The organism is Geovibrio thiophilus, assembly GCF_004087915.1.
GTDB lineage: Bacteria > Chrysiogenota > Deferribacteres > Deferribacterales > Geovibrionaceae > Geovibrio > Geovibrio thiophilus.
Window position 1 is genome coordinate 1,949,227 of the sequence record NZ_CP035108.1, and the last position, 18,040, is coordinate 1,967,266.

Annotated in this window: 18 protein-coding genes; 4 read left to right on the forward strand and 14 right to left on the reverse strand. The window is 48.6% G+C overall.

Annotated features, from left to right (window positions below; all coding sequences use genetic code 11):
• Positions 1 to 368: 368 nt before the first annotated feature.
• On the forward strand, positions 369 to 2,672 hold the full coding sequence (locus tag EP073_RS09175) for a vitamin B12-dependent ribonucleotide reductase (protein WP_128466851.1): 2,304 nt from the start codon (positions 369 to 371) through the stop codon (positions 2,670 to 2,672).
• Between the two features lie 408 nt (positions 2,673 to 3,080).
• Positions 3,081 to 3,362: a hypothetical protein gene (locus EP073_RS09180; protein WP_128466852.1), complete on the forward strand. Its 282-nt coding sequence runs from the start codon at positions 3,081 to 3,083 to the stop codon at positions 3,360 to 3,362.
• Positions 3,363 to 3,443: 81 nt separating this feature from the next.
• On the opposite strand, the gene EP073_RS09185 is transcribed toward EP073_RS09180, so the two are convergent.
• Positions 3,444 to 3,890: a hypothetical protein gene (locus EP073_RS09185; protein WP_128466853.1), complete on the reverse strand. Its 447-nt coding sequence runs from the start codon at positions 3,888 to 3,890 to the stop codon at positions 3,444 to 3,446.
• Between the two features lie 157 nt (positions 3,891 to 4,047).
• The gene (locus tag EP073_RS09190; protein ID WP_164885324.1) at positions 4,048 to 5,163 is read right to left on the reverse strand and encodes a glycosyltransferase family 4 protein; all 1,116 of its coding nucleotides are present in this window, start codon (positions 5,161 to 5,163) and stop codon (positions 4,048 to 4,050) included.
• A gap of 133 nt (positions 5,164 to 5,296) precedes the next feature.
• On the opposite strand from EP073_RS09190, the gene EP073_RS09195 reads away from it, so the two are divergent.
• Positions 5,297 to 6,313 carry a glycosyltransferase family 9 protein gene (locus tag EP073_RS09195; RefSeq protein WP_128466855.1) on the forward strand — a complete coding sequence of 339 codons (1,017 nt, stop codon included), beginning with the start codon at positions 5,297 to 5,299 and terminating at the stop codon, positions 6,311 to 6,313.
• A gap of 73 nt (positions 6,314 to 6,386) precedes the next feature.
• On the forward strand, positions 6,387 to 7,256 hold the full coding sequence (locus EP073_RS09200; protein ID WP_164885325.1) for a polysaccharide deacetylase family protein: 870 nt from the start codon (positions 6,387 to 6,389) through the stop codon (positions 7,254 to 7,256).
• A 185-nt stretch (positions 7,257 to 7,441) separates the two neighbouring features.
• Here the strand turns inward: EP073_RS09200 and EP073_RS09205 are convergent, their stop codons facing one another.
• Genes EP073_RS09205 through EP073_RS09260 form a run of 12 tightly spaced genes read right to left on the reverse strand, consistent with a single transcriptional unit; the run spans position 7,442 to position 18,015 of the window.
• Positions 7,442 to 8,599, reverse strand: a complete 1,158-nt coding sequence (locus EP073_RS09205) for a M23 family metallopeptidase (protein WP_241653988.1) — start codon at positions 8,597 to 8,599, stop codon at positions 7,442 to 7,444.
• Positions 8,599 to 9,207: a DedA family protein gene (locus tag EP073_RS09210; protein ID WP_128466857.1), complete on the reverse strand. Its 609-nt coding sequence runs from the start codon at positions 9,205 to 9,207 to the stop codon at positions 8,599 to 8,601. The genes EP073_RS09205 and EP073_RS09210 overlap by 1 nt, the downstream gene beginning before the upstream one ends.
• Positions 9,200 to 10,858, reverse strand: a complete 1,659-nt coding sequence (gene recN / locus EP073_RS09215) for a DNA repair protein RecN (RefSeq protein ID WP_128466858.1) — start codon at positions 10,856 to 10,858, stop codon at positions 9,200 to 9,202. The genes EP073_RS09210 and recN overlap by 8 nt, the downstream gene beginning before the upstream one ends.
• Positions 10,858 to 11,709 carry an NAD(+)/NADH kinase gene (locus EP073_RS09220; RefSeq protein WP_128466859.1) on the reverse strand — a complete coding sequence of 284 codons (852 nt, stop codon included), beginning with the start codon at positions 11,707 to 11,709 and terminating at the stop codon, positions 10,858 to 10,860. The genes recN and EP073_RS09220 overlap by 1 nt, the downstream gene beginning before the upstream one ends.
• Complete coding sequence (locus EP073_RS09225) at positions 11,651 to 12,487, reverse strand: TlyA family RNA methyltransferase (RefSeq protein ID WP_128466860.1); 837 nt, start codon at positions 12,485 to 12,487, stop codon at positions 11,651 to 11,653. The genes EP073_RS09220 and EP073_RS09225 overlap by 59 nt, the downstream gene beginning before the upstream one ends.
• A complete protein-coding gene (gene dxs / locus EP073_RS09230; protein ID WP_128466861.1) occupies positions 12,484 to 14,349 on the reverse strand; it encodes a 1-deoxy-D-xylulose-5-phosphate synthase in 1,866 nt (621 codons plus the stop codon). Before dxs ends, EP073_RS09225 begins: the two co-directional genes overlap by 4 nt.
• Complete coding sequence (locus tag EP073_RS09235) at positions 14,350 to 15,249, reverse strand: polyprenyl synthetase family protein (RefSeq protein WP_128466862.1); 900 nt, start codon at positions 15,247 to 15,249, stop codon at positions 14,350 to 14,352.
• Positions 15,242 to 15,469 carry an exodeoxyribonuclease VII small subunit gene (xseB, locus tag EP073_RS09240; protein ID WP_128466863.1) on the reverse strand — a complete coding sequence of 76 codons (228 nt, stop codon included), beginning with the start codon at positions 15,467 to 15,469 and terminating at the stop codon, positions 15,242 to 15,244. The genes EP073_RS09235 and xseB overlap by 8 nt, the downstream gene beginning before the upstream one ends.
• Positions 15,466 to 15,927: a thioredoxin-dependent thiol peroxidase gene (gene bcp, locus EP073_RS09245; protein WP_128466864.1), complete on the reverse strand. Its 462-nt coding sequence runs from the start codon at positions 15,925 to 15,927 to the stop codon at positions 15,466 to 15,468. Before bcp ends, xseB begins: the two co-directional genes overlap by 4 nt.
• The gene (gene rlmN / locus EP073_RS09250; RefSeq protein WP_128466865.1) at positions 15,920 to 16,996 is read right to left on the reverse strand and encodes a dual-specificity RNA methyltransferase RlmN; all 1,077 of its coding nucleotides are present in this window, start codon (positions 16,994 to 16,996) and stop codon (positions 15,920 to 15,922) included. The genes bcp and rlmN overlap by 8 nt, the downstream gene beginning before the upstream one ends.
• Positions 16,996 to 17,340, reverse strand: a complete 345-nt coding sequence (locus tag EP073_RS09255) for an STAS domain-containing protein (RefSeq protein WP_128466866.1) — start codon at positions 17,338 to 17,340, stop codon at positions 16,996 to 16,998. The genes rlmN and EP073_RS09255 overlap by 1 nt, the downstream gene beginning before the upstream one ends.
• A 9-nt stretch (positions 17,341 to 17,349) precedes the next feature.
• Entirely contained in the window at positions 17,350 to 18,015 is a 666-nt protein-coding gene (locus EP073_RS09260; protein WP_128466867.1) for a flagellar brake protein, read from the reverse strand.
• Between the last annotated feature and the right edge of the window lie 25 nt (positions 18,016 to 18,040).

The window sequence follows — 18,040 nt, forward strand, 5'->3', positions numbered from 1 at the left end:
ACATTTACTGCGGAATTGTTCTTTACCTTAAACCCTGTTTATTTTTATCGGCGTTCAAGGTTGCGTTCCGGGGGTTTTGTTAACTTTATATCAACATTTCAACTGTAAAGGTGTTGTTGTGGCTTATCACCGTGGGATCGGAAGTCTTTCTTTTGTTAATTCCGGTAAGCAGTCTGCTTTTCCCCTGTTCAGGGTGATTATTCCGGCAGAGATCTAAAAAAAATACTTGGGAAAAATGCGTTCCCCTATATTTTAATAAAAATGCGGATCTGCGGGTCTGCGTTATTTGTTTGTACAAGACGCTTTTGCGTCCTTATTTGAAAAAAACGCTAACCCGCAGCTTTTCGGGCTGGGGGTGCGGAGGTTGTATGCTTAACACCGAGGAGATCGAAAAGGTTCTCTCCCGTGAACCGAAACTTTCGGCAAATGCCGTTACCGTTCTTAAGAAGAGGTATTTAAAGAGGGATAATAACGGAAATGCAACGGAAACGCCGAAGAAAATGTTCCAGCGTGTCGCGCTGAACATTGCTGAAGCCGAAAGAAAATTTGACGAGAAAGCAGATGTTCTCGCAAAAGCGGCTCAGTTTTACGATCAGATGATTGAACTCAAATTCCTTCCGAATTCTCCCACACTCATGAACGCCGGCAGAGAGCTCCAGCAGCTTTCCGCATGCTTTGTGCTTCCTGTGGAGGACACGCTTGAAGGCATCTTCGATGCGGTTAAGAACACCGCTCTTATCCATAAATCCGGCGGAGGGACAGGATTCTCCTTCAGCCGCCTCAGACCGAAAGACGATGTGGTAAAAACCACTAAGGGCGTATCCAGCGGTCCGGTATCATTCATGAGTGTTTTTGACGCGGCTACAGAAACCATCAAGCAGGGCGGCACAAGGCGCGGCGCGAACATGGGCATTCTCCGTGTGGATCACCCTGATATTATGGACTTTGTGTACGCAAAAGAGGACAAAACCAAGCTCACCAACTTCAACATTTCAGTGGGCGCAACCGAAGCGTTCATGAACGCTCTTGAAACAGGCAGCGATTTTGACCTTATAAACCCTAAGACAAAAAAGAAAGCCGGAACCCTCAACGCTAAGGAAGTCTTTGACCAGATGGTTCAGCTTGCGTGGGAAGGCGGTGATCCCGGCATCATCTTCCTTGACAGAATAAACGCGGAAAACCCCACCCCGAAAGAAGGCGAGATAGAGAGCACAAACCCCTGCGGCGAACAGCCTCTTCTCCCTTATGAGTCATGCAACCTCGGCTCCATTAACCTCGGCAAATTTGCCGACAGCGGCAAAACAGACTGGAAAGCCCTTGAGGAAACAGTAAAAATCGCCGTCAGATTCCTTGACAATGTTATTGAGATGAACAAATACCCCATAGTTCAGATCGAAAACCAGACGAAAAGAAACCGTAAAATAGGACTGGGGATCATGGGCTGGGCAGATATGCTCGCCATGCTTGAAATCCCCTACAACAGCGATGAAGCCATAGATTTTGCCGAAAAAATAATGAAATTCATCCGTGATAAAGCCAGAGAAGCCTCAGCGGAACTCGCTAAGGAAAGAGGGAACTTCCCCACTTTCAACGACAGCGTATACCCCTCCATGGGCTTCAAGAACATGCGTAATGCCACGGTAACAACCATAGCGCCTACAGGCACAATATCCATCATAGGCGGCTGCTCCAGCGGCATAGAGCCCTACTTCGCCATAGCGTTCTACAGATTCGTCATGGACAACAACAAGCTGCCGGAAGTATGCCCTGTTTTCAAGGATATAGCCAAAAAGGACGGATTTTATTCAGATGATCTCATGGAAAAAGTGGCGGATACAGGTCATGTGCACGACCTTGAGGAAGTTCCATCAAAATGGCGCAAAGTTTTTGTTACGTCTCACGAAATAACACCCCTGTGGCATATAAAAATGCAGGCTGCCTTTCAGAGATACACAGACAACGCAGTGAGCAAAACGGTCAACTTCTCCAATGAAGCGACTGTGGAAGATGTCAGAAACGCTTATCTTCTCTCATACAAGCTCGGCTGTAAGGGAACTACAATCTACCGTGACGGAAGCCGCACGGGACAGGTTCTCAATGTAGGCACAAAAGACAAGAAAGAGGAAGCCGCGGCAGTTGAGCAGCTTCCCAATAAACCCAGACCCAGACCCTCTGTCCTTATAGGACGCACTATTGAGATGATGACAGGCTGCGGCAAGCTGTACGTAACCATAAATCAGGACGAAAACGGTGAGCCCTTTGAAGTCTTTACAAGCATGGGCAAGGCGGGCGGATGCGCCCAGAGCCAATGCGAAGCTATAGGAAGGCTTATCTCCCTCGACCTCAGAAGCGGCGGCGACATAGACCTTATAATAAAGCAGCTTAAAGGCATATCCTGCCACATGAAGTACGGCTTCGGGCAGAACACCGTGCTCAGCTGCTCGGACGCAGTGGGAAAAGCTCTTGAGCTCGCACTCAAAGCCTCAGCAGTTGAAATAACGGTAACAGGCAAGCAGGATAAACTCAGCGTGGACAAGCTCCTTGAAACAGTGAGCGTTCATGAGGAGGAGCACAAGGTAAAAAACGGCGCCTGCCCCGAATGCGGCAGCCCCATAGAACACGTCGAAGGCTGCGATATTTGTTACTCCTGCGGGTATTCGCATTGCAGCTAAGGCACAGGAATGTGCCTGCGGAGTGCGTACAGCAGCATATACAACTCCACGGACGGAGTTGCGCCGTGCGGAGCGAAGCCGTGTTTAGCACGGCGCGAGCGTGTGAAGAAACGGACAGGATGTGCCGTTTCTGAACTATACAATATCAGATATTTGTTACTCCTGCGGGTATTCGCATTGCAGCTAAGGCAAGCAGTATATACTCCGTCATTCTAAGGCGTAAGCCGAAGAATCTTCCGTAAACCAAATTCAAGGCCGCAGCATAAGACATGCTGCGGCTTTTTTTTCATATTTTTCTCAATTTTACTGTGATTCTCTGAAAAAATACTTTAAGATCTTTATATACGGACGATAACTATATCAGGTGGTTTTAGGGCATGGATGCCCGTTTTATGACTAGGAGGTCTTATGAAGTCCAGCGAAGAATTCCTGAGCAATGTTTTTGCCGTTCTCGGACATATAAATCAGGCTATAGAGCGTAATGTGTCCATTCTCCTTGAAAAGAAAGTCGAAGGAAAATCATCCCATTTCAATGTAATCCTCAAAGGCGAAAAAGAAGGCGAACTATTTGTAATGGCTTCTGATCTCACCGAAGAGCAGCTAAAATGGTATGTCTTCGGTCTGGGAGACGGACTGGGGCTTACCCCGGAACAGCTTAAAAATCACACAAAACAGCAAAAAACCGCCTGAAAAGGCGATTCCTTAAAATTATTTATACCGCTTAAGTTCCATAAAAAAGGCGGGCTGTGAAAAGCCCGCCTTTTTTATCGCTTACTGATTAGCTGGAACGCCGCCCCTGCCCTGCATCGGCTGAAAAGGATACTGACCGACCATCACGCCGTTGGGAGTAATGGTAAGGCTCAGTTTATTGCCGCTTTTATCTGTCACGGGAGCCGACCATATTGTAAAGCCTCTGGGAGTGGTGAAGCCTTCCAGTTTGCCGACCTGATAACCTTTCAGGTTAGCCGCAGCGTAATCATTTATAATTTTTTCCGCTTCTGTTTCGGTGTACTGAGTAACGGTTCTGGGACCTCTCTGCACATTAGCCTGAGCCATCATGCCCCTTCCCTTAAACTGACCGTTCTGATAGTTCATCCCCTGATACTGCCCGCCCGCCTGAGCGCACTGAGCATAGCCCATTCCGCCCATACGCGCATATGCGGAACCGGCAAGCGCTATCGTAAAAATTGCCGCCATTGCTATAACTGTTTTTCTCATTTTATGCCTCCTTAAATGAGTATCTTCACAGTTATTAAAGCAAATTGCGTTCCCTGCGTGCCAAAAAGGATTATATTTAGACATCAATAGTTAACAGATATTAATAAATTTTATTTACAGCAAACTTCCTGCACACCTGAGCAGAAAATGCACAAAATCAGCGCAGGAGTGAGAAGTCGGAATAGATCTGAAACAGCTCCCTGAAATATTCATCCCATGTGCATGCTTTCGCCGCTTCTGCTGACATGGAAGCCAATGCGGCATACTCTTCCCTGTTTTTCAGAAGAACGGCTGTCTGAGCGGCAATAAAATCAGCGTCCGGCTTATCCGTCAGATACTTTTCCATTTCCGGAGTGAATATCTCAGATGCGCCTACCATGCGTGAGGTGAGGACAGGGGTTCCGCATGCCATTGCTTCTGTAACGGTCATTCCGAATTCTTCAATGTGCGCAGGGTGAAGGAGAACATCGCAGGTTTTGAAGTACTTCTCCACATCGTTCACTGCTCCGGCGGTTATAACCTCAAGCCTTGGGTTTGCCTCAAGAATCATCAATTTATAATTATCCGTATTTTTGTCTTTTCCCACAAGAAGAAGCGCCGTCTCTGACGATATATCCGCATCCAGCACCGAAGCGGTTTTGATCAGCACGTCTATGCCGCGTTTTGCTAAGTTGCCTGAGGAGATGAATCCTATGACGCTGCGGCGGCTGATACTGTGCTTCCTGCGTACATATTCCGCCGCTTCCGCTCTTCCTTCGGTATTAAACAAGTGAGGGTCATAGCCCGGATAAAGGACTCTCGTCTTCTCTTCGGGAACTGCGTACTTTGATCTGAAAAAGTTCTTCATCATATTTGAGTTGCAGATGAGAACCCTGAAATTTTTCTCGGTCAGGATTCTGTCATGCGCCTTGAATACATCTGATCCCCTGTGAGCTTCATCGCCGTAGACAAGCTTATGCTCAAGCTCAAGAATATTGTGCATAAAGAGCACATCCTGATGCACAGTGTCTCCGTTGCCGACTGAGAGATCGACTGAGTTTCTGCGGCAGAATTTTTCATAGCCGAGAGAATATCCGTTTCGGCGGGCGGAGCGGAACGGGCTGAGAGAAAAGTATTTCTTCACTCTGACACTGTCAGGAAAGTAAGTTTCGCACCTTACACAATAGATAAAAACCTCATGCCCTGATTCTTTGAAAATTTTCGACTGTTCGGCTATAATTCTGGAGGTTCCGTTTTTACCGAGTATTTTTCTTTGAGCAAGGGCTATTCTCACTGCGTACTCTCCGTGACATCTGATGATAAAGATATTAATACGTCTTAACACAGATTAACAAGGATATTATTAAAAAATTGACCGGAACTTTTTAGTCTGCTATCTTTCAAAATACTTGAAAACACGGTGCAAAATGAAATTTCTTCTCATACAGCTATACCAGACAGGAGACGTAGTTCTCACCACTCACATCCCCCGTGAAATTAAAAAAATCTACCCTGACTCAGAGATAGACTTTCTCACATTTCAGGCGAACAAACCTGTGCTTGAAAACAGTCAGTACCTCAGAAATATCATAACCACAGACAGAAAAAGCGGATTAAAGGGTTTCCTCAAAAGTATCATACAGATTCGCAGAAACAGATATGACGCCGTTCTGGACTTTATGAACAATCCCCGCACAGCGCTGATGAGCTTTTTCAGCGGTGCTGAAAAGACAGTCGGCTACGCCACCAGCAGGAGAAAGCGATTTTACAATACCCTCGCCCCAAGGCTGGGCGGCAGACCCGGAGAGACGAAGCTGTCCCTCCTTGCGCCGTTCATAAATGACTTCAGACCGGAAAACCACAATACCAGACCCGAGCTCTTCACATCCGATTCCGCAGACATAAAAGCCGCGGAAGTGCTGCACAGTTTCGGGATTAAAGACAGTGACTTTATTGTAACAATGTCTCCCACCCACAAGCGGGATACCAGAAGATGGAAAATAAGACACTTCATGGATACAGCCGTCTTTCTCACCGGAAAATATAACGCAAAGGTGATTCTTACCTATGGTCCGGGTGAGAAAGAGTATATATTGAATAATGTACCGATGATGCCGGAGAATGTGTTTCTTATGCCGCAGCTTTCACTCGGTGAGTTCACAGCCCTTATTAAAAGAGCCAAGCTCCATATCGGAAATGATTCCGCCCCACATCACATAGCTACGGCGTTTAAGATTCCCACCTTCATCATCATCGGCTCATCCCATACAAGCTGGGTGTTTAATTCTCCCGAGCACACGTACATTACCAAAGGTCTGGACTGTCAGCCCTGCGGAAAATCAGTATGCGCAAAAGGTGAGGAGATCCCTTGTATGGAGAATCTGACTGCGGACGATATTATGCCCGCGCTGGAGAGGTTTATAAATAATGCTGTCCGCCTTTAAATCAGTACCGGTAATAAGCTATACAAGCATTTCAGACAAAAGCGATATAACAAAAGAGGACTTCAGAAAACATATGAGGACTCTTGCGCAGGGCGGCTACACGCCGATCTCCGCTGACAGGCTTCATGAGTTTATGCAGGGCGACGGAGAAGTACCCGGCAAACCGGTTGTAATCACTTTTGACTGCTGCCTTTTTGATAACTGGATAAATGCCATGCCCGTTTTGGATGAATTCGGCTTCAAGGCTGTTTTCTTCTGCATTACCGGCTTCCTGCACGATACACCAAAACGCACTCAGAAAGCTGATTCAGAGCTTCTCGGTCGTGATCAGGCTTTTGAACAGGCTCTTTGCGACAAAAACTTTTCCGGCTTCATGAGCAGGCAGGAAGTTTACGAAACGGTTCACAGTTTCGGGCATGAAGTCTACAGCGCCTCCGCCACTTATCCCATGATATTTAAATCGTCCGCACCGAAGGGAACTTATCCCGACAAAAAGCACTGGTGCTTTCACAGCATATGCAGAAGGCTGAAAGAAGGTGACAAAGTCTATGATGTGGGTTCAGCCCTCGCCTACAACGGGTATGTTGTCAAAGATGACAAGCCTGTGCTGAGAGGCATGGACGAACGCGCAAAACAGTGCCGTTTTGAGATGGAAGAAAGCAAAAAAGAGCTGGAATATCTCCTTGCGCGCCCATGCGGTTTTTTCAGCTGGCCCTGCGGTCAGTACGACAGGCTTTCGGTAAGCATCCTTGAAGAAACAGGTTATAAGGGCGCATTCACATTCGACAGAGGCGCAAACGCCCGCAACACGGATGTCCGCTATATAAAACGCATCAGAGTAAAAGGTAAAAGACCGCTGTTATGGCTGAGAAAAAGGCTTGGCATCTATTCCAACTCAATAATGGCAAACCTCTTCGGAAGAAAATTCAGGCTGAAAATCTAGATACAAAAACGCCCTCCTGAGGGAGGGCGCTAGGCTGATGACAAAAACAGCAGTTGACTTGTTCATAGGTATAAAATCCCCCTCAGTCCCCCTTTATAAAAGAGGGAAGTTGCTATGATTAAAAGCAGAATACCCTCCTTTCGCAAAGGAGGGCAGGGGAGGATTTATGCAAAGGGCGCTTATCTTTACATAGTAGGAACGGTTTTGGAAGCGTATGCCGTCTTTACAAGCACCTCATCGAGTCTTGAGGCGTAGTATTTTGTAGCGTCCTGAAACTCTGCTACTTCCACCTTAGGCAGCTTGGACGCCGGAGCCTTGAAGGTGAGCGGATTTATGTACGTGCTCCCTTTCCTTATGCGGTAATCAAGATGCGGTCCCGTGGATATTCCCGTGCTGCCAACATACCCTATCACCTCTCCCTGCCTAACATATTTGCCTATGCCCATGCCCTTGGCGAATCTGGACATATGCAGGAAAAGCGTGTGATAGTCGTTTGTATGACGTATGCCTATGAAATTTCCGTTGTATTTACCGTACCCCTTTTTGCTGATGTATCCGTCCGCAGTCGCGTGTATCGGCGTTCCCACAGGCGCTGCGTAATCCACGCCGAGGTGCGGTCTGACCTTGTTAAGAACAGGATGGAGTCTTTTGTAGCTGAAGGTTGATGAAATTCTGCTGAATTTAAGAGGCGCCTTAAGGAAGCCTTTCCTGAGTGAGTCGCCTTCCGGTGTGAAATATCCTCTGGTTTTGCCGTTTTCGTAATAAAGTGCGCGGATATGCCTTCCGTTGTTGAAAAAGTCAGCTGCGTGCACTTTTCCGTAGCCTGCGAACTCACCCTTTATGAAGCGTTTGTCAACAAGGAGTGTGAAGCTGTCGCCCGTGCGGATGCCCTTGAAGAAGTCGATCTCCCATTCAAAGATTTCCGCCAGTTTCATGGCGAGAGAGAAGTCCTCCCCCGCTGAAGTGATGGCTCCGTAAAGGCTGCTTTCAATATTGCCCGTAACGTACGCAGTAACTGTTTCAACCGGGTATTTGACCGCTTCAACTCTGAAACCGTCGCCGTCTTTCTCAATGAGAAGCTCTTTATCAAGACTAAGCTTGAAAAGCACCGAGTTTTCGTCAGTGAGAAGAGTCGCGCCCGCTTTCAGAGTAAAATCGGGTAACTGGCTTTTGATCTCCTTTACGATTTCCGCAACCTGTGCGGAATCGAAAATCCCCCCGAGGATCGAGTAGAGCGTTTCGCCGAATTTAACAGTCCTTTCCATATAAGGAGACGCATGGGAAACGGAAGCCGCAAACATAATCACAGCGGTAAGTACGGAAAAGATAATTTTTTTCATCATCACACAGCCTTCTTTTTCTTTTTTTGAAAATAAAAGTAGCACATAATAATAACGGCTACAAAAACAAGCAGTAAAATACTTATCGTCTTTAATTTACTGTGCATTAGCCCGGGATTGTTTCCTATGAAAAATCCCACCCACGCAAGCACGACAACCCAGATTCCGGCGCCCAGACCTGTGTAAAAACAGAACTTGGGGATATTCATTCCGGCTAAGCCTGCCGGAAAGGAAATATACTGTCTTATCACAGGGATAAGCCGTCCGGTGAATGTGGTCACCTCCCCGTGCCGCAGGAAGAAGCTTTCCACCTTCGTAAACTTTTCCTCGCTGAGGAAAAGATACCTGCCGTACTTTTTAAGAAGCCCTCTGCCCATGTACACGGCGATAAAGTAATTTGCCAGTGCTCCTATCACGCTCCCCGCCACGCCGGAGAGAATAACAAGATATATATTCATCTTCCCCTGCGCCGCCAGATACCCCGCCGGGGGCACCACAACCTCGCTGGGAAAAGGAACAAACGAGCTTTCAAGGGCCATGAGGAAAACTATACCCCAATAACCCATGCCGTGAACGGCGTCCAGAACAAAATTAACAAACCCGCTAAGCATTATCCCCCCGACCTGTGAGTAGCTCTTTCGCCTGCTCAATGGACGAAGGTGTCTTTTCTCCCGCTATCATAAGCGCCAGAACCTCTTCCCTTTCATAAGCACTGAGCTCTTTCACATCGGTTCTGGCTTTGTCGCCGTACGTGCCCTTGGAGATATGAAAGTGCCTGTTCCCCTCTGCCGCTACAACAGGAAGGTGGGTGATAACTATGACCTGTTTGCCGCGCGCTATGCTGCCGAGCTTTTTCGCCACCTGCTTCGCCGTTTTTCCGCTTATGCCTGTGTCTATTTCATCGAACACAAGCGTGCCGACCTTGTCAGACTCGGCAAAAACATCTTTCAAAGAAAGCATAACTCTGGAAATCTCCCCGCCCGATGCGACTCTTGCCAGAGGAGCCGGAGGAAAGCCCGGGTTGGTGGATATATAAAACTCTGCGCGTATGCCGCCCAGTTCGTCAAGTTCATCCTGTGGAAAAAACTCAAGGTTAAAGACAGAGTTCCTGAGCTCCAGTTCATTTAAATTTTTTACAATTTCCGAGGAAAGTTTTTCTGCTGCCTTTTTTCTGGCGGTGTTAAGCTTATCAGCTTTTTTCAGTGCTTCATCATAGAGAGATGTCACCTCTTTTTCCATTTTGGACATTGCGTCCTCATCCAGAAAAAGGTTGTCCAGCCGCTCCTTTATAGCCTGTCCGTGGAGAATAACCTCCTCCAGTGTACCGCCGTATTTCTTCATCAGGTTAGCTAAGCGGAACTTCCTGTCCATGAACCTGTTAAGCTCTTCCGGATCAAGCTCCTGCATATCCAGCATCTTTTCCAGAAAAGCGGTGACATCGGATATTTTATAAGCAGCCTCCGCCAGACTCTCCGCAGCGGAGGCAAGCTCCGCGCCGTAGTCCGCAACGGAAGCCATGAGGGAGGACGCATTTCCGATCAGTTCGGAAGCGTTCACTTCGCCGTCCTTGAGGTAGTTGAGGGAGGTCGCCGCAGCCTCACGGATTTTCTCCATATGGGAGAGCATTTTTATCTTCTCTTCGAGTCTTTCGTCTGCGGCGGGGTCGATGCGTATGGATTCTATCTCGTTGAGCTGAAACTCCAGTATATCTTTTTCTTTAAGCGTTCTGGTTATATCGGATCTGATGTTCTCAAACTTCTTTCTCTTTTCCTGATACCTGCCGTAGGCTTCCAGATAATCCGCCTTGAACCTGCCGTCTACTGCGGAATCCAGAAACTCTATGTGGCAGGCGGGGTTGAGCAGCCTCTGGTGCTCATGCTGCCCGTGAATATCGGCGAAGCCTTCGGCAACCTCTTTCAGCTGAACGACAGTTGCCAGCTTTCCGTTGAGGTAGACACGGTTTTTCCCGGCACTGTCTATCTCTCTGCGGATTATCACTTCGTCCTCTATTTCAAACTGCTCCTTGGTATCCGCCGAAAGGTGCGAGAAATCACCGTTGAAAACTCCTTCCACCACGAGCTTTTTCTCCTCATCACGCAGAAGGGTTCTGGTGAAGCGTTCACCCAGAAGGAGCTTCAGAGCACCGATAAATACGGATTTACCCGCTCCGGTTTCTCCGGTGATAATGTTCAGTCCCTCGCCGAACTCAACCGTTGCGGACTCTATAACGGAAAGATTTTCTACACGAAGCATATTAAGCATCAGGAATCGCCCCAGCCGAGTTTTTCCCTGAGAAGGGAATAGTAGTTTTTATTTTTCGGAACCACCAGCACGGTGGGAGATTGGGCTTTTTTTACGGATATGGTCATTGTCGGATCAATGGAGCGCCACACCTGACCGTCGTAGGTGATGGACACGTTTTCGTCCCTGCTTCTCAGCTTGACGGTGATGTTGCTGTTGTCGCTTATGACTATGGGTCTGTTAGTAAGAGCGTGGGGGCATATGGGGGAGATTATGATCGTTTCTGTCTCGGGATGCACGATTGGTCCGCCCGCAGCAAGGTTATAGGCTGTGGAGCCTGTGGGCGTGGAGATGATTAGTCCGTCCGATCTGTAGCGATTCACGAAGTCTCCGTTTATAAAGACCTCCATCTCTATGATTCGGGCAAGGTCTGATTTATTTATCACCACATCGTTTAGGACTTCGATTTCAAGGGTCTTGCGCCCCTCCTCCTCTATATGGCAGTGGAGCTTCATTCTTTTTTCGACTCTGTAGTCATCATTAAGAAAATCATTAAGGGTGTTTATTACGTCATCCACCCTTGTCTCAGTGAGAAAGCCCAGTCTGCCGAGGTTAACCCCGAGAACAGGCGTCTGCCTGCTGCCCAGAATGCGGGCGGCGGATATTAGGGTTCCGTCCCCGCCGAGAACTACAACAAGGTCTGATTTTTCTCTGATTTCGTCATGATCGGAGGGCGCAGCTCCCATTACAGCGGCTGCCTTCTCCTCAAAGAGGATTCCGACACCTTTTCCGGCAAGAAAAACGCATACTTTTTCAAGAGTCTGTCTGACTTTCTCTCCGTGAGGTTTTGCTATAATAGATATAATTTTCATTCGCTACCCGTTTGATGATCTCCGTTAATTCAACGAAGTCTGACGGGCAATTGTATACAAAATACGCAGGATATTCAAGATTTCCTTTTGCGCCCCGTATGGGGGACTGAGTCAGCCCGTGAAAAAAGAAGGATGACTGTCCGGCGGAGCTGACAACAGACTCTATAACACGTGCGTGAACCGCCGTGTCGGTGACTATCCCGTTTCTGCCTGTCTCTCCTCTCTCTGCCTCAAACTGAGGCTTTATGAGGAAAATCGCTTCCGTTCCGTCTTTGCAGAACTGCACGCAGGAGGGAATGATCATACTGAGGGATATAAACGAAACATCTGAAACAATGATGTCGATTTTTTCGCCTATGATTTCAAAAGGGATGGTTCGGAAATTTGTCTGTTCAAGACTTATGACACGGCTGTCCTTTCTGAGCTTTTCATGGAGCTGGTTTGTGCCCACGTCAACAGCGAAGACTTTTTTCGCCCCGTTCTGCAACGCAAGGTCGGTGAAGCCGCCTGTGGATGAGCCAATATCAAGAACAATTTTACCCCTGAAATCAAGTCCGAACGCATTGACCGCCTTTTCAAGCTTCAGCCCGCCGCGGCTGACGTACGGAAGAGTTTCCTTCAGCCGCAGAACGGCTTCACGGCTTACCATCTGCCCGGGTTTGTCAATCCTGTGGTCGTCTGCGACTGCGAGCCCCGCCATTATCAGGCGTTTAGCATGCTCCTGAGATTCCGCCAGTCCATACTCCACCAGAAGCAGATCGAGGCGTTCTTTTTTCATAATCCGCCGAAAACGGATTTCACTTTCTCAAACATCTGCTCCGCAGTTAAGCCGCAGATCTGCCTGAGCTCCTTCACGGAGCCGTGTTCTATGAAGTTATCCGGTATACCGAAACGCACTACTCTCGCTCTGCTGCCGCCGTCCATGAGGATAGACTGAACCTCTTCCCCGGCTCCGCCTTTTACCGCGCCCTCTTCCACTGTGACGACAAGCTTCTTGGAGCCTATAGCCCCGCAAAGATATTCCTGATCGAGAGGCTTAAGAAACCGCAGATTCACGAGAGCGACCTGTCCGTATTCTTCTTTGAGCTTTTTCCAGAGCTTGAATGACTCCTCAAAAATATGCCCTGCGGAGACAACGGCTATATCACCTTCCGCTTCGATGACCTCCGGTCTGCCGTATTCCACTGATGAGACAGGCAGTCCGGAATAATGATGCGCCTCCCCCCTTGCGTATCTCACGGCGGAGGGACCCTTGAGCGCCATGGTCATTTTCAGCATTGTTTCCAGCTCGTATGCGTCCTTGGGGAGCATGATCGAAATATTCGGTATCATGCGGAAATAGGCTATATCAAAAACACCGTGGTGAGTGGGACCGTCCGCCCCCACAAGCCCGCCCCTGTCAACACAGAAGACGACGGGAAGATTCTGTATGGCAACATCATGTATTATCTGGTCGAAAGCGCGCTGAAAAAAGGTGGAATATATAGCGACGTACGGACGTATTCCGCTGATGGCAAGTCCTGCGGCAAATGTAACCGCATGCTGTTCGGCTATGCCCACGTCAAAGAATCTGTCAGGATATTTCTTCTCAAACTCACAGAGCCCCGTACCGTCTTTCATGGCGGCGCTGACCGCTGCTATCTCTCTGTTTTTCTCGCCCATCTCGGCAAGAACCTTGCCGAAGACGTCAGTATATGATTCCGCGCTGCCCAGCTTGGCAGAACAGCCCGTGTTTACGTCAAATGATGAAACACCGTGGAACCGCGAAGGGTCCTTTTCGGCATAACCGTACCCTTGTCCTTTCTTGGTGGATACATGGATGATCACCGGTCCGTCCTGAAGCATGGCGTTCTGAAAAGCCTTGTCCAGTTCGGCTACCCTGTGCCCGTTCACCGGACCGATATAGCGCAGCCCGAGCTCCTCGAAGAGAATACCCGGGGTAAAGAGACCGACTATCCCCTCCTCCATCTTCTTGGCAATCTTGAGGAGTCTGGGACCCAAGGGGCGCTTTTCCAGCAGATTCTGAACATCCTTCCTGAAACGGGTGTACATCTTGCCGGTCATAAGGTTTGAAAGGTAATGGGAGAAAGCGCCGACATTGCTGCTGATGGACATTTCATTATCATTCAGAACAACGATCATCCGCTTGTCCAGATGCCCGAGATTGTTGAGCGCCTCAAATGCCATCCCCGCGGTCATGGCTCCGTCGCCTATTACGGCTACGACTTTTCTGTCCCGTCCGAGAATGGAATCAGCAACGGTCATGCCCAGCCCCGCTGAGATGGAGGTGCTTGTATGTCCCACGCCGAAGGCGTCAAAGGAGCTTTCCGAAGGTTTGATGAAGCCTGATATTCCCTTGAACGTGCGCAGTGTGTGGAACCTGTCCTTCCTGTCGGTGAGGATCTTATATGCGTAGGACTGATGTCCCACGTCCCACACTATGCGGTCGTACAAGGGTGTAAAATTTCGCAGGAGACTGATTGTGAGCTCCACAACACCGAGGCTCGGAGCCAGATGCCCGCCGTTTTTTGAAACAGTATCGATTATTATCTCCCTTGTTTCGGCGGCGAGTATTTCCGTCTGCTGGTAATCCAGCTTCTTTATATCATCGGGAAGCTTCAGTTTTTCGATCGTTCCCATCTAATTCTTACGCTCCAGCACATACTTGGCTATCTCGATACAGGGTCTTGCCGCCTTGCCGTACGGCTCGACTATGGCTATCGCCTCTGCGGTGAGCTCGGAGGCAATCCTCATAGACCTCTCAACCCCGTAAAGGGCTGTGTATGTCGCTTTGCCCTCCGCCGCGTCCTTGCCTATGCTCTTACCCAGTTCCTCCGCTGTGGAGGTAACGTCAAGCACGTCATCCACCACCTGAAAGGCGAGACCTATCTTTCTGCCGTAGGACTTCATGTTCGCTTTATCTATCTCTTCCCCGTAGCCGAGAACAGCGCCAAGTTCGGCGCAGTAGGCTATGAGGCTTGCTGTCTTGTGCATATGGATATAGTCCACGGTTTCGACTTCCGGATCGGTTTTCTCCGCCTGCATATCGGCGAACTGACCGCCCACCATGCCCTTATCCCCTGCGGCGACTGCCAGCTTGAACGCCGCCTCCGCCATGAGCGGGGCTTCTATATCGGGGTTGATCTCTTTATTCAGCATTATCTCAAAAGCCTTGGTAAGCAGAGCGTCTCCGGCGAGAATCGCTGTCGCCTCACCGAAAACCTTATGGTTTGTGGGTTTGCCCCTGCGGAAATCATCATTGTCCATGGCGGGGAGATCGTCATGAATCAGGGAATATGTATGCAGAATCTCCACTGCGGCGGCATAGGGGGTGACCTTGTCGAAATAATTGTCAAATATGCCGAAGGATGAAAAGATAACCGCGGGGCGCATACGCTTTCCCCCTGCGCCGAGGCTGTAGTTCATGGATTTCACAAGTCCGGAGGCATGAATATCCGCAGAGACTATATAGCTTTCAAAAAATTTCTCAACACGCTCCGCCCAGAAGCCCACATAGCCTTTCAGATTGAAATCATTCATCGGCAGGCTCCGTGCGTACGTTCCCTTCGCTGTCCGCGCTGAGAACTTTATTAACCTTTATCTCTATTTCATCAAGCATTTTGCGTGATTCTCTGCCGAGCTGCATCCCTTCCTGAAAAAGCGCGAGGGTAGTTTCTATATCAAGCTCCGAGTTCTCAAGCTTTTCCACTATTTCCTCAAGCCTTTTCAGCTTGGTTTCAAAAGCGCCTGTCTCTTTCATCTCAGTTCACACAGCACTTTCTCAGCGTGCCCCTTCGCCTTGACGTTCTTAAAAACCTTCAGCACTGTTCCGTCCGTGTCAATAACGAAGGTGGAACGGATTATACCTGTGTATGTTACACCGTAGTTTTTCTTTTCACCATATGCGCCGAAAGCTGCCGCGCATATTTTATCGGGATCGGAGAGAAGCAGAATGTCAAGATTCTGTTTTTCCTTAAACTTTTTATGACTGGCAGCACTGTCCGGGCTCACGCCGATGATTTTGCAGCCTTCTTCGGCGTATTCCTTCACAAGCGCTGTGAACTCACGAGCTTCCGTGGTGCATCCGGGAGTGTTATCCTTTGGGTAAAAATAGAGAATCAGCTTTTTTCCGCTGAAATCGGAGAGAGAATAAACCTTGCCGTCATCCCCTTCCAGAGAAAAATCAGGGGCGGGGTCGCCCGTTTTGAGTTCAGCCATTGTCATCACCTTTTTCCCTTGCCGTTTTGGCGTAAAGCTGCCCGCAGGCTCCGTCAATGTCGCTTCCGAGGCTCTTTCTGATAAAAGTACCAATCCTCTCTTGTATCAGATAATTTTGAAATTTTAAAGTTTCTTTTTCCCCGGAGCTTCTGTACTGCCCGTCCTTAGAGGAGTTGTAGGCGATAAGGTTGACCTTGACGTGCATCCCTTTGATCAGCTTGGCGAAGGCTTTGGCGTCCGCTTCGGAGTCGTTTATCCCTTTCAGGAGAACATACTCTATCATTATCATCTTATGCTTGCTGACAGGAAGCGACTTCACCACACGCACCAACTCATCCAGAGGATATTTTCTGGAGATCGGCATTATCTTTTCCCGCTGCGCCTGTGTGGCTGCGTTTATGGAAACGGCGAGGTTAACCGGCTTTTCAAGCTCAAAAAGCTTGGGCAGTTTGTCCGTAAGCCCCGATGTGGAGACCGTGATTCTGCGGTATGAGAAGCCGTAGCCGTTGTCATCCAATAAAACGGTGATGGACGGCAGGAGGTTTTCGAGATTATCCAGAGGCTCGCCCATGCCCATGAAAACAAGATTGGTGAGCCTGCGCCCCTCCGCTCTGAGCATGTTGTCCATGGTGCGCACCTGAAGGAGAATCTCCCCCACGGTGAGGTTGCGGACAAAACCCATCTTAGCCGTGGAACAGAAGACACAGCCCATTCGGCATCCCACCTGAGTGGATATGCAGCCTGTGGCGCGGTCAAAGTCCCTGAGGGTCACTGCCTCTATCATGTTTCCGTCAGCGAGACGGAAAAGCAGCTTCATGGAGTCGTCCTGCATGGAGCGCTGATTCTTTATCACCTCAAACGGCGTAAACCCGCATTCTGCCGTGAGCTTCTCACGGAGCTTCTTGGAGAGGTTCGTCATCTGTTCAAAATCGAGCACACGTTTATTGTGCATCCAGTCGAAAATCTGATCGGCACGGAATTTTTCAAAGCCAATCTGCGAGAAATATTCCCGCAGCTGCTCTTTGGACATAGAGTCCAGCATTATTAAGTCAGTATTGATTTGCGGCATCAGCCTTCCAGAATAGTACCTGCCGTTTCGTCCGTGGAATGGATGCTGAAAAGTCTGTGCAGGTTGGTACTGTCGAAAATTTTGTTAATCTCTTCGTTTAGGTTGGTGAGGAAAAGCAGTTTTCCTCTTTCTTTCAGAAATTTTAATATCTGAATAAGCTCACGCAGACCCGAACTGTTCAGGTAGTTTACTCTGGAAAAGTTGACGATAACCGCATCATACGAATCGTGTTCGATGATGAAGGTCTTCATCTCTTCTCCGTTGTAGGAATCAATCTCATGGAGCGGGTAAAGCACCTCCACGGTTTTTCCTTTGAAATCCTTAACTTCTCTGCTGAACGCCATTATTAGCACCTAGCCTATGAGTTTTCTCAGTTCGAGCTGTCTTTTAAAAACATATTTAATTACTTTATCTCTGTCAACAGTGTTCATTCCGAGGAACTTAAGCCCCGCCTCATATCTGTGGTCCTCGTGGGCTACGCTGCGCATGACCACGGCTCTGACAGATGCCAGTTCGGGAACCATATCACTGAAGTATATCTCAACTTCCTGTCCGTGTTCAAGCCTGTATCCGGCGGTGACTCTCATCCCTCCGCCGGAAATATCCTGAACATACGCCTCAAAGACATCATCCACCGGATTTCCCTTCTCGTCTTCGTATGAGGCGAGAATTTTCACTCTGGCTCTGGTGTTTATCCTGAAAAACTCACGGAGCTCCTTACGGAAAACCACCGAAGGCTTTTCTATCTCAAGCATGGGGATCTGCTCCTTCATCCGTGAAAGCACCTTGGACTGAAAGCTGAAGCGTCCCCCGTCCCCGACATAGGAGACATTTATGCTGATCCCCAATGCCAAAGGCACGGGAAAACCCCTTTCACTGGGCATGGTTATACGTATGGTGCTGGCTGTTATATCCTCAATTCGGGAGTCAAAGATACCCGGATATTCGCCGAATTTTACGTCCAGAATAATTTTCTGATTTATTATCAGAAATTTGTCAATATTTGTGTATTTTTCCACTGATACGTCACCGTTATTAAAACCA